The sequence below is a fragment of the Pseudomonas artemisiae genome (genome assembly GCF_057128685.1).
In genome coordinates this window covers 62,975-76,216 of the sequence record NZ_JBSKHS010000009.1, presented here as the reverse complement: position 1 = coordinate 76,216, position 13,242 = coordinate 62,975, and the positions used below count along the sequence as shown (strand labels likewise).

13 protein-coding genes are annotated in these 13,242 nt (G+C 62.8%); 7 read left to right on the top strand and 6 right to left on the bottom strand.

Annotation, left to right across the window (positions count from 1 at the left end; genetic code table 11):
- Positions 1-52: 52 nt before the first annotated feature.
- Both ACWKV4_RS12405 and ACWKV4_RS12400 read left to right on the top strand, forming a co-directional pair.
- Entirely contained in the window at positions 53-2,812 is a 2,760-nt protein-coding gene (locus tag ACWKV4_RS12405; RefSeq protein ID WP_483832400.1) for a response regulator, read from the top strand.
- Positions 2,813-2,893: 81 nt separating this feature from the next.
- Positions 2,894-3,322 (top strand): hypothetical protein, encoded by a 429-nt coding sequence (locus ACWKV4_RS12400; RefSeq protein WP_483832401.1) that lies wholly within the window; start codon positions 2,894-2,896, stop codon positions 3,320-3,322.
- On the opposite strand, the gene ACWKV4_RS12395 is transcribed toward ACWKV4_RS12400, so the two are convergent.
- Positions 3,319-3,786, bottom strand: coding sequence for a TlpA disulfide reductase family protein (locus tag ACWKV4_RS12395; RefSeq protein ID WP_483832402.1), 468 nt, complete (start codon positions 3,784-3,786; stop codon positions 3,319-3,321). The two genes, ACWKV4_RS12400 and ACWKV4_RS12395, sit on opposite strands and share 4 nt — an antisense overlap.
- Positions 3,787-3,851: 65 nt before the next feature.
- On the opposite strand from ACWKV4_RS12395, the gene arsC reads away from it, so the two are divergent.
- Genes arsC through ACWKV4_RS12380 form a run of 3 tightly spaced genes read left to right on the top strand, consistent with a single transcriptional unit; the run spans position 3,852 to position 5,488 of the window.
- The gene (gene arsC / locus ACWKV4_RS12390; protein ID WP_483832403.1) at positions 3,852-4,205 is read left to right on the top strand and encodes an arsenate reductase (glutaredoxin); all 354 of its coding nucleotides are present in this window, start codon (positions 3,852-3,854) and stop codon (positions 4,203-4,205) included.
- Positions 4,202-4,816: an NAD(P)H:quinone oxidoreductase gene (gene wrbA / locus ACWKV4_RS12385; RefSeq protein WP_483832404.1), complete on the top strand. Its 615-nt coding sequence runs from the start codon at positions 4,202-4,204 to the stop codon at positions 4,814-4,816. The genes arsC and wrbA overlap by 4 nt, the downstream gene beginning before the upstream one ends.
- Entirely contained in the window at positions 4,817-5,488 is a 672-nt protein-coding gene (locus ACWKV4_RS12380; RefSeq protein ID WP_483832405.1) for a DNA-3-methyladenine glycosylase I, read from the top strand.
- Between the two features lies 1 nt (position 5,489).
- Here ACWKV4_RS12380 and ttcA read toward each other — a convergent pair whose 3' ends face one another.
- The gene (gene ttcA / locus ACWKV4_RS12375; protein WP_483832406.1) at positions 5,490-6,314 is read right to left on the bottom strand and encodes a tRNA 2-thiocytidine(32) synthetase TtcA; all 825 of its coding nucleotides are present in this window, start codon (positions 6,312-6,314) and stop codon (positions 5,490-5,492) included.
- Between the two features lie 173 nt (positions 6,315-6,487).
- On the opposite strand from ttcA, the gene ACWKV4_RS12370 reads away from it, so the two are divergent.
- Positions 6,488-6,982, top strand: a complete 495-nt coding sequence (locus tag ACWKV4_RS12370) for a SprT family zinc-dependent metalloprotease (RefSeq protein ID WP_483832407.1) — start codon at positions 6,488-6,490, stop codon at positions 6,980-6,982.
- A gap of 147 nt (positions 6,983-7,129) precedes the next feature.
- Here the strand turns inward: ACWKV4_RS12370 and ACWKV4_RS12365 are convergent, their stop codons facing one another.
- From ACWKV4_RS12365 to ACWKV4_RS12350, 4 genes are all read right to left on the bottom strand, one after another.
- On the bottom strand, positions 7,130-8,452 hold the full coding sequence (locus ACWKV4_RS12365; RefSeq protein ID WP_483832408.1) for a dicarboxylate/amino acid:cation symporter: 1,323 nt from the start codon (positions 8,450-8,452) through the stop codon (positions 7,130-7,132).
- A 322-nt stretch (positions 8,453-8,774) separates the two neighbouring features.
- Positions 8,775-10,124, bottom strand: a complete 1,350-nt coding sequence (locus ACWKV4_RS12360) for an ATP-binding protein (RefSeq protein ID WP_483832409.1) — start codon at positions 10,122-10,124, stop codon at positions 8,775-8,777.
- Positions 10,121-10,798, bottom strand: coding sequence for a response regulator (locus ACWKV4_RS12355; RefSeq protein ID WP_483832410.1), 678 nt, complete (start codon positions 10,796-10,798; stop codon positions 10,121-10,123). The genes ACWKV4_RS12360 and ACWKV4_RS12355 overlap by 4 nt, the downstream gene beginning before the upstream one ends.
- Positions 10,799-10,903: 105 nt before the next feature.
- Positions 10,904-12,112 (bottom strand): aminotransferase-like domain-containing protein, encoded by a 1,209-nt coding sequence (locus ACWKV4_RS12350; protein WP_483832411.1) that lies wholly within the window; start codon positions 12,110-12,112, stop codon positions 10,904-10,906.
- Positions 12,113-12,297: 185 nt separating this feature from the next.
- Between ACWKV4_RS12350 and ACWKV4_RS12345 the strand changes: the two genes are divergently transcribed.
- The gene (locus tag ACWKV4_RS12345) at positions 12,298-13,122 is read left to right on the top strand and encodes an NAD-dependent epimerase/dehydratase family protein (RefSeq protein ID WP_483832412.1); all 825 of its coding nucleotides are present in this window, start codon (positions 12,298-12,300) and stop codon (positions 13,120-13,122) included.
- Positions 13,123-13,242 lie beyond the last annotated feature (120 nt).

Below are 13,242 nucleotides of genomic sequence, written 5' to 3'. Positions count from 1 at the left end.
CAAGGTATGGTTCGCTCCACTGAAGGGATAGTCAGGCGACCGAGGTGCCGGCGTGTTAAGGAAAGTAGGAATCAAAGGGCGGGTCATCCTGCTCACCATGCTGCCAGCGAGCTTGTTGACGGTACTGCTGGGGGGGTATTTCACCTGGGTCCAGCAAGCCGAATTGCGCAGTCAACTGCTGGGCCGCGGGGAAATGCTCGCCGGCCAACTGGCGCCCCTGGTGGCCCCTGCCCTGGCTGACCGCAACGTGAGCCAACTTGAGCGCGTGGCGGCCCAGGCCCTGGAGCAGGCCGACGTGCGCAGCGTGACCTTCCTGGATGCCGAACGCGGCTTGCTCGCCCACGCCGGCCCCAGCATGCTCAACCCGGTACCTGGAGAGAACGGCACACGGTTGGCCCAGCGTAGCGGTAGCGATGCCACCCGCTACCTGCAACCGGTGCTCGGCCGCGACCGGTTTATGGACGGTGCCCAGGCCGCTGACGAAAACGAACGGCTCCTGGGCTGGGTCGAGATCGAGCTGTCCCACACCAACACCCTGCTGCGCGGCTACCGCATGATGTTCGCCAGCCTGATGTTGATCGCAGCGGGCCTGGTGATCACCCTGTTGCTGGCCCTGCAACTGGGCCGGGGCATCAGCGCGCCTCTGGGCCATATCAAGCTGGCGGTAGCGCGGATCAAAGAAGGCCGGCTGGATTACCGCCTGCCCACCCTGGGCAACCATGAGCTGGACGAACTGGCCGATGGTATCAACCGCATGGCCCAATCCCTGGAAGAAGCCCACGACGAATTGCAACACAGCATCGACCAGGCGACCGAAGACGTACGGCAGAACCTGGAAACCATCGAGATCCAGAACATCGAGCTGGATCTGGCCCGCAAGGAAGCCCTGGAGGCCAGCCGGATCAAATCGGAGTTTCTGGCCAACATGAGCCATGAGATTCGCACACCACTGAACGGCATCCTGGGCTTTACCCACCTGCTGCAGAAAAGCGAGCTGACCCCCCGCCAGCTCGACTACCTCAACACCATCGAAAAGTCCGCCGACAACCTGCTGTCAATCATCAACGAGATTCTCGATTTCTCGAAAATCGAGGCGGGCAAGCTGGTGCTTGATAGCATCCCCTTCAACCTGCGCGACCTGCTTCAGGACACCCTGACGATCCTCGCGCCAGCGGCCCATGCCAAGCAGCTGGAACTGGTCAGCCTGGTATACCGGGACACGCCCTTGTCGTTGGTGGGTGACCCCCTGCGGCTCAAGCAAATTCTTACCAACCTGGTGAGCAATGCCATCAAGTTCACCCGCGAAGGCACCATCGTTGCCCGCGCCATGCTCGAAGAGAGCGGCGAAGACAGCGACAGCGCGCAGCTGCGCATCAGCGTTCAAGACACCGGCATCGGCCTGTCCAACGATGACGTGCGGGCGCTGTTCCAGGCCTTCAGCCAGGCGGACAATTCCTTGTCACGGCAACCAGGCGGCACTGGCTTGGGCCTGGTGATTTCAAAGCGGCTGGTTGAGCAGATGGGCGGCGAGATCGGCGTGGACAGCACGCCCGGCGAAGGCAGCACCTTCTGGATCAGCCTCACCCTGCCCCGCGCCCGGGAAGATGTCGAGGACCTGCCCGCCTCGCCGCTGCTGGGCCGACGCGTCGCCCTGCTGGAGCACCATGAACTGGCGCGCCAGGCCTTGGAGCATCAGCTCAATGACTTGGGCTTGACAGTAATGGCCTTTAATTCTCTGGAACGGCTGACCGAGGCGGTCACGGCCGCTCGCCTGGCCGAGCAGCCTATAGAACTGGCGGTACTGGGCTTGACCCACCAGCAACACCCGCCAGAACGCCTGCGTCCGCACCTGCGCGAGCTGCAACAGCAAGGCTGCGAAGTGTTGGTGCTGTGCCCGACCACCGAGCAAAGCCTGTTCCATTCGGTCGTGCCCAACCCCCATAGCCAGTTGCAAGCCAAACCCGTCTGCAACCGCACCCTGCGCCGAGTGCTCAGTGAGCTGGTGAGCCCACGCCAGGCGCACACCGCCGTGGACGAGGCCCCCGCCGACCGGCCGCCGCGAATCCTGTGCGTGGACGACAACCCGGCCAACCTGCTGCTGGTACAAACCCTGCTTGAAGACATGGGCGCGCTGGTGCAGGCGGTGGACAGCGGCAGGGCGGCGCTCGACGCCGTGCAACAGCGCTCGTTGGACCTTGTGTTGATGGACGTGCAAATGCCCGGCATGGACGGCCGCGAAACCACCGAACGCATTCGCCTATGGGAAGCAGGCAGGCCCGGCTCGCCGCTGCCCATCGTAGCGTTGACCGCCCATGCCATGGCCAATGAAAAACGCGCCTTGCTGCACAGCGGGATGGACGATTACCTCACCAAACCCATCAGCGAACGGCAGTTGGCCCAGGTGGTATTGAAATGGACCGGCCTTCAGCTGCGCGGGCAGCCCGCCGAACGCCCTAGCGAATGGACCGGCGGTGCCGCTGACCAGCGCATTCTTGATCATGACGAAGGCCTGCGCCTGGCCGCTGGCAAGGAAGACCTGGCGGTGGACTTGCTGGCCATGCTGTTGGCGGCCTTGGATGAGGACCGCCAGGCTATCCAGGCGGCGCGCCAGAGTAACGACCACGCCGCCCTGATCGAACGCGTGCACAAGCTCCATGGCGCCACGCGTTACTGTGGTGTGCCACAGTTGCGCGCCGCCTGCCAGCGCAGCGAAACCCTGCTCAAGCAACAAGCCCCTAACGCGGAGCAAGCCCTGGATGAACTGGAACAAGCGATTGTGCGCCTTGCCACCCACGCGCGGGTGAATGTGTAAACGCGCGCGCGGCCGTCCGGCGACGGGCGCGAATAAGGCGCGGCGCCCGTGCTACCATGCGCGCCCTTCTCCGGAGGCCCTATGGTCGAACACGATTTCCGCTACAGCCTGCTCACCCCACAACACACCCTGATCGAGTGCCGGGCGCTGTCGCCTGGGCGCTATCAGGTGACCGGCAACGGCGGCGCGGTACGTGCCGATGACGTGCTGCTGGTCACCCTCAAGGGCAGCCAGACCCTCAGCATGCGCTTGACCGTGGAGAAAGTGCGCCACTTGATCAACCCGGTGGGGCAATGGACCGCCGTGGCCCGTGGGCCGGCGTTCAAGGCGCTGGAGATCCGCCGCTGGGACGTGAACTGCGACCCGTGCGGCAAGGCCATGAATTTCGAATTCGCGGTAGATTCGAGCCTGGGCGAAGCCGCTGTGCAGCCGGCCGCTATCGCCCGCATCGCCGAGTTGGGCTGGCAAACCGAGGGTGATATACACCGCTGCCCGGCCTGTACTGCCTAACCACCCTTCAAGGCCGCCAAGCGCTGAGCCAAGCCCGCGGCCGTTTGTTCGCCTAGCAAGGTCGCCCGCAGCTTGCGTTGCGGGTCCAGCACGAAGGTCACCGGCAAGCCCTCGGCGGTAGGCAGATCGAAGGCCTCTGTCGGGTCTTGGGCCAGCACCCGATAGCTAATGCCCATGCCGGCCGCCGCCTGGGCCAGTTCCTCACCCTGTAACCGGTCGAAATTCACACCCAGCACCCGCACCCCCTGCTCGGCCATTCGTGCGGCGAAGGCATTGAGCTCAGGGATTTCCCGCCGACACGGCCCACACCAGGTGGCCCAATAGTTAATCACCAGCCATTGCCCCTCCAGGCTCTTGGCGGTCACTGCCTGGCCGTGGCTGTCGTTGCCCAGGTCTTGCCCGCATGCGCTCAGGCACAACGCAAGCAGCCCGGCCATCAGGGCGTTTTTGGCATGTTGCAGCATCGCCGCCTCGTCTCGAGAAATCAGGCAGGTAGAATAGCCGCCATCCGCTCTTAAAGGAACGCACCGTGACTGACCTTACCCTGTATCACAACCCTCGTTGCTCCAAATCCCGCGCGGCCCTTGAGCTGTTGGAAAGCCGAGGCCTGAAGACCACCGTTGTGCGCTACCTGGAAACGCCACCGAACGCAGAAACCTTGCGAAGCGTACTCCGCCGCCTGGGCATGCCGCCCCGGGCCCTGCTGCGCACCGGTGAAAGCGTCTACACCACCTTGAACCTGGCCGACCCTAGCCACTCTGATCAAGCGTTGATCGATGCCATGGTCAGCCACCCTATTTTGATCGAGCGGCCGATTCTGGTCAGCGGTGACCGCGCCGCCATTGGCCGCCCAGTGGACAACCTGTTGGAGCTGTTGCCATGACTACGCCTTACGTCCTCGTGCTGTATTACAGCCGCCACGGCGCCACCCGGGAAATGGCCATGCAAATCGCCCGTGGGGTCGAGCGTGGCGGTTTGGAGGCCCGGCTGCGCACCGTGCCAGCGGTGTCCACCGAATGTGAAGCGGTAGCCCCTAGCGTGCCCGACCAAGGCGCGGCCTATGCCACCCTGGACGACCTGACTCATTGTGCCGCCCTGGCCATGGGTAGCCCAACGCGCTACGGCAACATGGCCGCGCCGCTCAAATACTTCCTCGATGGCACTAGCAGCCTGTGGCTCAGCGGCGCCCTGGCGGGCAAGCCTGGGGCGGTGTTCACGTCCACGGCCAGTTTGCACGGCGGCCAGGAAACCACCCTGCTGTCGATGATGCTGCCGCTGCTGCACCACGGCATGCTGATCACCGGCCTGCCTTACAGCGAGGCGGCGTTGCTCGACACCCGCGGCGGCGGCACCCCCTATGGCGCCAGCCACCATGCGGGCAACGACGGCAAGCGCCCCCTGGATGAACACGAAACCAGCCTGTGTCGCGCCTTGGGCCAGCGCTTGGCCGAAGCCGCCCGGCGCCTGTCGCGCCCCCTGGAGGCGCGCCCCTGAATGCAAGATTATCAATGGCTATACGAGCATTGCCTGAACCGCTTCGGCTCCGTCGCCGCACTGGAGGCCCGGCTACCCAAGCCCCGCCCGAGCAGCGAGCTGGCCGTGCAAAGCGATGATCGCTACCTCTCCACCCTGGCCCTGCGGGTGTTCCGCGCGGGGCTCAAGCACAGCCTGGTGGACGCCAAGTGGCCGGCGTTCGAGCAGGTGTTTTTCGGTTTCGACCCCGAGAAGGTCGTGCTGATGGGAGGCGAGCACCTTGAGCGGATGATGCAGGACACCCGCATCATTCGTCACTTGGGCAAGCTGCGCAGTGTGCCTATCAACGCCCAGATGATCCTGGACATCGCCCACGAACACGGCAGCTTCGCCAACTTCATTGCCCAGTGGCCGGTCACGGACATCACTGGCCTGTGGCGCTACCTGCAAAAACATGGCAATCAGTTGGGCGGGCTGTCCTCGCCACGCTTCTTGCGCATGGTCGGCAAGGACACCTTCGTGCCCACCCATGATGTGGTCGCGGCGCTTAATGCCCAGAAGATTGTGGACCGTGTACCCAGCAGCCAGCGAGACTTGGCTGCCACCCAGGCCGCTTTCAACGCCTGGCACGAACAAAGCGGGCGGCCCATGTGCCAGCTATCGGTGATGCTGGCCCATACCGCCAATCACTGAGTCAGAGGTTCATCACATCGACGAAGCGCGGCGTGGCGCTGTCGTCGATGCGCAGGTCCGTGAAGTTGAACAGCTCGCGGTCGGCCAACTGCGACGGCACGACATTCTGCAAGCCGCGGAAAATGCTCTCGGTGCGGCCTGGGTGCTTGCGCTCCCAGTCTTGCAGCATGTCCTTGACTACTTGGCGCTGCAGGTTCTCTTGGGAACCGCACAGGTTGCACGGGATGATCGGGAACTGCTTGAAGTCCGAATAGGCCTGGATGTCTTTCTCGGCACAGTAGGCCAAGGGGCGGATCACCACGTTGCGGCCATCGTCGGCCAGTAGCTTGGGCGGCATGGCCTTGATCGAGCCGTTGAAAAACATGTTCAGGAAGAAGGTTTCGACGATGTCATCCCGGTGGTGCCCCAAGGCCATTTTGGTGGCACCGATTTCGTCGGCGAAGGTGTACAGGGTTCCCCGGCGCAGGCGCGAACACAATGAGCAGGTGGTCTTGCCCTCGGGGATCAACGCCTTGACCACCGAATAGGTGTCTTTTTCCAGAATGTGGTAGGCCACGCCCAGTTCTTTGAGGTAGGCCGGCAGCACATGCTCGGGAAAGCCCGGCTGCTTCTGGTCCATGTTCACCGCCACCAGTTCGAAGCGTACCGGGGCGACTTTTTGCAGGTGCAGCAGCACGTCTAGCAGGGTGTAGCTGTCCTTGCCACCGGACAGGCACACCATCACCTTGTCGCCCTCCTCGATCATGTTGAAATCAGCCACGGCCTCCCCCGCCAAGCGGCGAAGACGTTTCTGCAGTTTGTTCTGATTGACCGAGAGGGTGCCCATGAAAAGTCCTGATACGTACGACAGCGGAATGCGAAGGCGCGCATTCTACCTGTAAATACCGGCGGGGCGTAGGCCGCCAGTTGGGTAAGCCAGGCCCCGCGTAGCGGTAGTGACGAGCGGCTCGGCACGCCAGGGGGCGCCGGGGCATAATTGCCACTTGTGGAGCCTTGTCTATGCCAGAACCCCTGCTTGCCCGTGTCGAAGCCTGCTATCACCAGGCCGAAACCTTTTTCAAACGCCCTTTCAAACGCCCTGTCGTCAGTCTCGAATTACGCGGCCAAAAAGCAGGCGTGGCGCACCTGCACGAAAACAAACTGCGCTTCAACGCGCAGTTGTATCGCCAGAACAGCGAGGACTTTCTGCGCCAGACCGTAGCCCATGAAGTGGCCCATTTGGTCGCGCACCAACTGTTCGGCGGCCGTATCCAGCCCCATGGGCAGGAGTGGCAGATGATCATGCGCGGGGTGTACGAACTTCAACCGTTACGCTGCCATAACTACGAGGTCAAACGCAGGCCCGTTACCCGCTATATCTACCGCTGCCCTTGCGTTGACGGCGTGTTCCCCTTCACCGCCCAGCGCCATGGCCTGGTGCGCCAGGGCCGCCGTTACCTGTGCAAGCGCTGCAAACAGGCGCTAGTGTTCAGTGGGGAAACGAAGGTGGTGTGAATATAGGGATCATCCCGCCTGTAAGGACTGCCGTAGCCAGCAGAGCTGGCGAACAGGGCAGTCCAACCTTCGGGCGCAGTTCACCCTAGCCCTAAACGCAGTGAACCGGCCTAAGCCGGTTCACAAGGGGTGTTACACGAGGGGGTATTACAGGCGGGTGTTTTCGGCGACTTTCAGGTCGTCCTGGGGCTGGGTCAGTTCCAGCGGAGTGCCGCCGGAGGCCAGCTCACGCTGCAAGGTAGTTTCGTCCAGTTGGCCTACCCACTTAGCAACCACTACGGTGGCCACGGCATTACCCACCAGGTTGGTCAGCGCACGGGCTTCGGACATGAAGCGGTCGATACCCAGGATCAGCGCCAAGCCTGCGACCGGCAGGTGACCTACCGCAGACAGCGTGGCCGCCAGCACGATAAAGCCGCTACCGGTTACACCCGCCGCGCCCTTGGACGACAGCAACAGCACCGCCAGCAAGGTGATCTGGTGGGTGATGTCCATGTGGGTGTCGGTGGCTTGGGCGATGAACACCGCAGCCATGGTCAGGTAGATCGAGGTGCCGTCCAGGTTGAAGGAGTAACCGGTAGGGATCACCAAGCCAACCACGGATTTTTGCGCGCCCAGGCGTTCCATTTTGGCCAGCATGCGCGGCAGCGCAGATTCCGACGACGAGGTACCCAGTACGATCAACAGCTCTTCACGGATGTAACGCACCAGCTTCAACACGCTGAAACCGTGGGCGCGGGCGATGGCGCCCAGTACCACAACAACGAACAGCACGCAGGTGATGTAGAAGCACAGCATCAACTGGCCCAGCTGTACCAGCGAGCCTACGCCATAGTTGCCAATGGTGAAGGCCATGGCGCCCAGCGCGCCCAGTGGGGCCAGTTTCATGATCATGTTGATGATGTTGAACATGGCGTGGGCGAAGCGATCGATCAGCTCTACCAGCGGCTTGCCGTAAGCGCCCAAACGGTGCAAGGCGAAGCCGAAGATCACCGAGAACATCAACACCTGAAGGATATCGCCGTTGGCGAAGGCACCAACGATGGTGTTGGGAATCACGTTGAGCAGGAAGCCCACGACGCTCTGGCCTTCACCTTGAGTAACATAGGTGGCGACCTTGGAGGCATCCAGGGTGGCCGGGTCGATGTGCATGCCAGCGCCAGGCTGAACCACGTTCACTACGATCAAGCCAATGATCAGGGAAATGGTGGAGACGATCTCGAAGTACAGCAGCGCGTAGCCGCCGGTCTTGCCCACGGCTTTCATGTTCTGCATGCCGGCGATACCGCTCACCACGGTGCAGAAGATGATCGGAGCGATGACCATTTTGATCAGTTTGATGAAGCCATCACCCAGCGGTTTGAGCATCTGCCCAGTTTGCGGGTAATAATGACCAAGCAGCACACCAATGATGATGGCGACGATCACCTGGAAGTACAGGGACTTGTAAAAGGGCTGACGAGCCGTCATAGCAATTTCCTCAAGCGTGCCCACAAGCGCCTTCCGAGCGCTGCTGCACATGAAGCGAGAACCCTCCTGGCTGGAGAGATTTGTTCTTGGCCAACCGCCCGTCAACCGACCTCGGGCAAGCCTGCGCTGCTGTATCGCAAAGCTCATGCCAACCTGGCAAATAAAGCTCAACCCCACTACTGCCAGGGTTACCCCCCTCGCTGATGGCCGTACGGCGCAGCAAAGGTGGCGGTTTCTCGCCAGGCACTTTTAGGTGAATCGCTTTGGTTGGCGGATATCCGCCACTCGCCTCGCCACACCCTGAGCCTGACGGCGAGCCGCGCTACTCTAACGGAAAGCTGATACGAAAACGTGCACCGCCCAGCGGGGAATCCTCGATGGTCAAGGTGCCGTGGTAGCCGCGGATGATGTCATGGGCCACCGCCAGGCCGATGCCCTGGCCTGGGTGTTGCCGGTCCAGGCGCTCACCCCGTTGCAGGATTCGGCCGCGCTGGTCCAGGGGTATGCCAGGGCCGTCGTCCTCAAGCAACAGCTCCAGGCGTCGGCCGATCACGCTCATGCTCACGCTGACGTCTTCCAGGCACAGGCGCCAGGCGTTTTCCAGCAAATTACCCAGCAACTCCAATAGCGCCCCTTGCTCGATCGGCAGCGTGCCAGGGTCGGCCAGGGCGATATGCAGTTGTACGGGTTTATCGGGATACACCTTGCGCAAGCTGGCCGCCAGGTTATCCAGCACCGGCCGCACCGCTACCTGGCGGCGAACCAGGCCGCCGTGACGCACGTTAGCGCGCTGCAATTGGTAGTCCACCTGCTCGTTCATACGCGCTACCTGGGCCCGTAAGACCGCGGCCTGACGCCCCTCCTCCCCCTTGGGGTCATCGCTGCCCAGGGTTTCGCCAATGCCTTGCAGCACACTCAAAGGGGTTTTCAGGCTATGGGCCAAGTCGCCCAGGGAATCCCGATAACGCTGGCGCTGCTCCCGCTCTCCGGCCAGCAGCCGATTGAGGGAACGGGTCAGGCGCAGCAGCTCACTGGGGTGCGCCTCGCTCAAGCCCTGGCGATGCCCTGCTTCGATTTCGTCCAGTTCCTGGCTCAGGCGGCGCAGCGAGCGCAGGCTCCAGGTCATGCCCACCCAGAACAACAGCAACAGGGTCAAGAGCGCCGCGCCAGAGCCCAGATACAGCCGGTCTTGCAGAGCGGCCAGGGTACGCTGGTAAGGCTGCACCGATTGCAGGGTGACGAAGCTAAACGCCGCATTCTCCCCGCCCAGCAGGCGCACTTCTACGTCATAGACCCACCAGGCCTGGCCGTCCTGGCCGACCACTCGGTTGAAATGGTTACCCCTGCCGTCATAGCTAGGCTGGTACTCAGGCAGCGGCGCGCCTGGGCTGCGCCAGAGCAACCGGCCCTGGCGGTCGAAGATATAACTGAGCAAGCGTTCATCTGGCACCGCCAGGCGCTCATAGGGCGCAGGCGCGGGCATCTGTAAACCGCCTCGCTCCAGACGGGCGGCGGAAATCAGCGTGGTGACTTCGGTGGCCAGGCGCTCTTCCACCGACTCGCGCAAGGCTTGGCTGAAGGCGCCCTGCAGGGCCGGCAGCAGCCCCAACATAAACAATACCGCCAGCAGCGCCCCGGCCAACATCAGCCGCAGCCGCAGGGAGCGGATCACTGGCAGCGCTCGGTAAACAGGTAGCCCAGCCCGCGCACGGTATCGATGGGGCGAAAGCCATCGGCAGCCTCCAGCTTGCGGCGGATACGCCCTACCAGTACCTCGATCACGTTAGGGTCGTGCTCGTCGTTGTCTGGGTACAGTTGCTCCATCAGCCGCTGCTTGGCCACCACCTGCTGGTGATGGCGCATCAGGTATTCGAGGATACGGTATTCAAAGGCCGTGAGTACCAGCGCCTCGCCTTGCAAGGTGGCCTGCTTGCGGTTGAGGTCCAGGGCCAAGGGGCCGGCCACGATGGTAGGCTGAGTGAAGCCGCTGGCTCGGCGCAGCAAGGCATTGAGCCGGGCTTCGACCTCTTCGAAACGAAAGGGCTTGACCACATAGTCGTCGGCGCCGGCGGCCAGGCCTTCGACTTTGTCCTGCCAACTGCCCCGGGCGGTGAGGATCAGCACCGGGAACGCCAACCCCTGGGCGCGCCACTGGCGGATCAGGTCAAGGCCTGACAGCCCCGGCAAGCCCAGGTCAACAATGGCCAGGTCGAAGGCGGTGTGCTCGGCCTGCCGCAATGCTGCGGTGGCATCGCCCACCGCTTCGACGATGTGCCCGCTTTCGCCCAGGCGGGTGTGCAGGTGGTGGCGCAGCAAAGCCTCGTCTTCTACCAGCAGCAGTTTCATCGCACCCTCGTAAGCACTCAGCCAATGGCAACCTTGCGGGCAGCGCTGGCCGCCCGGCGCCAAGGGTAACCCGCGCTTCCCTGTTACCGCCATGGATGCCGCACGCTAACCCTGCCCTAGGGCCTTGGCCAGGCGTCGCAGGCCTTCGCCAATGGCCTCTACCCCTGGTGCCGCGAAGGATAACCGCAAGCTGGCAGGGTCCGCCTCGCTGGCGTAGAACGCCTGGCCAGGAACGAACATCACATTGTGCTCGATGGCGCGGTCGAACAACGCTTGAGCATCGCTGCCGTTGCTCAGCCGGCCCCACACGAACATACCCCCGGCCGGGGCGGCCACCGTCACTTGCCCACCGAGGGTGGCAAGCCCTGTCAGCATTGCCTGGCACTTTTCTGCATAACCTTGACGCAGCGTGGGCAAATGCCGCTCCAAGGCGCCGCTGGCCAAATAACAGGCAGCAATCTGCTGACTGATGGGCGAGGTGCACAGGTCCACGGTCTGCTTGGCGATCACGCAGCGCTGGCGTACCGGCGTGGGCGCAACCATCCAGCCGACGCGCAGGCCAGGGGCGACGATCTTGGACAGGCTAGACAGGTGCATCACGCATCCTTGCGCGCCGGGTACCTGGCTGGCCAGGGCTAATAACGAGGGCACAGGCTCGCCGCTAAAGCGCAGGGCGCCGTAGGGGTCATCCTCGATCAACAGCAGGTTATACCGCGCGGCCAGTGCCAATAACGCCAAGCGCCTGGCCAGAGGCATGCACGCGCCAGTGGGGTTGGCGAAATCTGGTACGCAATACAGCAGGCGATAGTGGCCGGCGGGCGCGGCGTCCAATAATAACGCCAACGCTTCAGGGACCAGGCCCTCGGCATCGCTACTCACGCTGCTGACAGCGCAACCGGCCAAGCGCAATGCCTGCAGCGCCGCGGGATACGTAGGCTGCTCCACCAATACCGCATCTGCCGGGCTGAGCAGTACCCGAATCAACAGGTCCAGCCCTTGCTGAGCGCCGGTGGTGACCAGCAGTTCATCCGCGGTAACCCTGCTCCCTCGGCGAGCCATCAGCGCCGCCAACTGTTCACGCAACGCCGGAGTACCCTCGGTCGCGCCATATTGCAGGCAACTGACCGGTTCGGCCATGGCCGTCGCGGTGGCGCTAGCCAAGCCCTGTGCATCGAACAAGGCAGGGGCGGGATAGCCACCGGCGAAGGAAATCATGCCTGGGCGGGCCAAGTACTTGAACAGCTCGCGGATCGCTGATCCGCCTGGCGCCTCGAAGGCCTTATTGAACCGGTATTGGCGTGGCACGTCGGGCATGGCTGCGCTTCCCTGGGCAAAAGCGCAGTATCGGAGCCCTGCGCGGCCTGGGCAAAGGAGCAATCGGCAGAATGTTATGCCACTCTGGCATGAATAGGGGTGCTTGGGCCTTTGACAATTCAAGCGCCATAGGGATACTGATCACCTGTCATACGACAACCGATAACCACAATAAGGAAGGCCCCATGACCTCATCGACCGCTGCCACCGCTACCCCACGCCGGCTTTTGCTGACCGGTGCCGCCGGTGGCCTAGGCAAGGTGTTGCGCGAAACCCTTAAGCCCCATGCCTCGTTGCTGCGTCTGTCGGATATTGTTCCGCTGGAGACTCCCGGCAGTGATGAAGAAGTGGTGATGTGCGACCTGGCCGATAAAGCCGCGGTGGACCAACTGGTCAAAGGCGTGGATGCGATTCTGCACTTTGGCGGGGTGTCGGTGGAGCGGCCGTTCGAAGAAATCCTAGGGCCAAACATTTGTGGTACCTATCACATCTACGAAGCAGCTCGCCGTCACGGGGTGAAGCGGGTGATTTTCGCCAGCAGCAACCATGTGATTGGCTTTTACAAGCAGACTGAAACCATCGATGCGCTCTCGCCTCGGCACCCGGACGGTTACTACGGGTTGTCCAAATCCTATGGGGAAGACCTGGCAACCTTTTATTACGACCGCTATGGCATCGAAACCCTGACCATCCGCATCGGTTCGTCCTTCCCTGAACCTCAAAACCGCCGCATGCTCAGCACGTGGCTGAGCTACGATGACCTCACTCAGTTGATCGTCAAAGGCCTGGAAACGCCTGATTTGGGCCATACCATTGTGTTTGGGGTGTCTGCAAACCCGCAGGTGTGGTGGGACAACCGCCTGGCCGCGCACCTGGGCTATGTGCCCCAGGGCAGCTCGGCCCCTTTCCAAGCCAAGGTTGAAGCCCAACCTCAGCCTGGCGCCGATGACCCGGCGTCGGTGTACCACGGCGGTGCCTTTACCGCGCAAGGCCCGTTTGAGGACGCCTAATCCCGCAAATGATCGCACCAGCGGGATCGCTGTAGGAGCCAGCAAAGCTGGCGAACAGGCCGTCATTGGTGCCTGTACCGGCTTTTCGCGAGCTTGCGCTCGCTCCTACAAGGTAGGAGC

Coding starts and splice junctions, on each gene's coding strand:
- ACWKV4_RS12400 (WP_483832401.1), top strand. CDS start 2,894: ATGGTCGAACACGATTTCCGCTACAGCCTGCTCACCCCACAACACACC.
- ACWKV4_RS12395 (WP_483832402.1), bottom strand. CDS start 3,786: ATGCTGCAACATGCCAAAAACGCCCTGATGGCCGGGCTGCTTGCGTTG.
- wrbA (WP_483832404.1), top strand. CDS start 4,202: ATGACTACGCCTTACGTCCTCGTGCTGTATTACAGCCGCCACGGCGCC.
- ACWKV4_RS12380 (WP_483832405.1), top strand. CDS start 4,817: ATGCAAGATTATCAATGGCTATACGAGCATTGCCTGAACCGCTTCGGC.
- ttcA (WP_483832406.1), bottom strand. CDS start 6,314: ATGGGCACCCTCTCGGTCAATCAGAACAAACTGCAGAAACGTCTTCGC.
- ACWKV4_RS12370 (WP_483832407.1), top strand. CDS start 6,488: ATGCCAGAACCCCTGCTTGCCCGTGTCGAAGCCTGCTATCACCAGGCC.
- ACWKV4_RS12365 (WP_483832408.1), bottom strand. CDS start 8,452: ATGACGGCTCGTCAGCCCTTTTACAAGTCCCTGTACTTCCAGGTGATC.
- ACWKV4_RS12355 (WP_483832410.1), bottom strand. CDS start 10,798: ATGAAACTGCTGCTGGTAGAAGACGAGGCTTTGCTGCGCCACCACCTG.
- ACWKV4_RS12350 (WP_483832411.1), bottom strand. CDS start 12,112: ATGCCCGACGTGCCACGCCAATACCGGTTCAATAAGGCCTTCGAGGCG.
- ACWKV4_RS12345 (WP_483832412.1), top strand. CDS start 12,298: ATGACCTCATCGACCGCTGCCACCGCTACCCCACGCCGGCTTTTGCTG.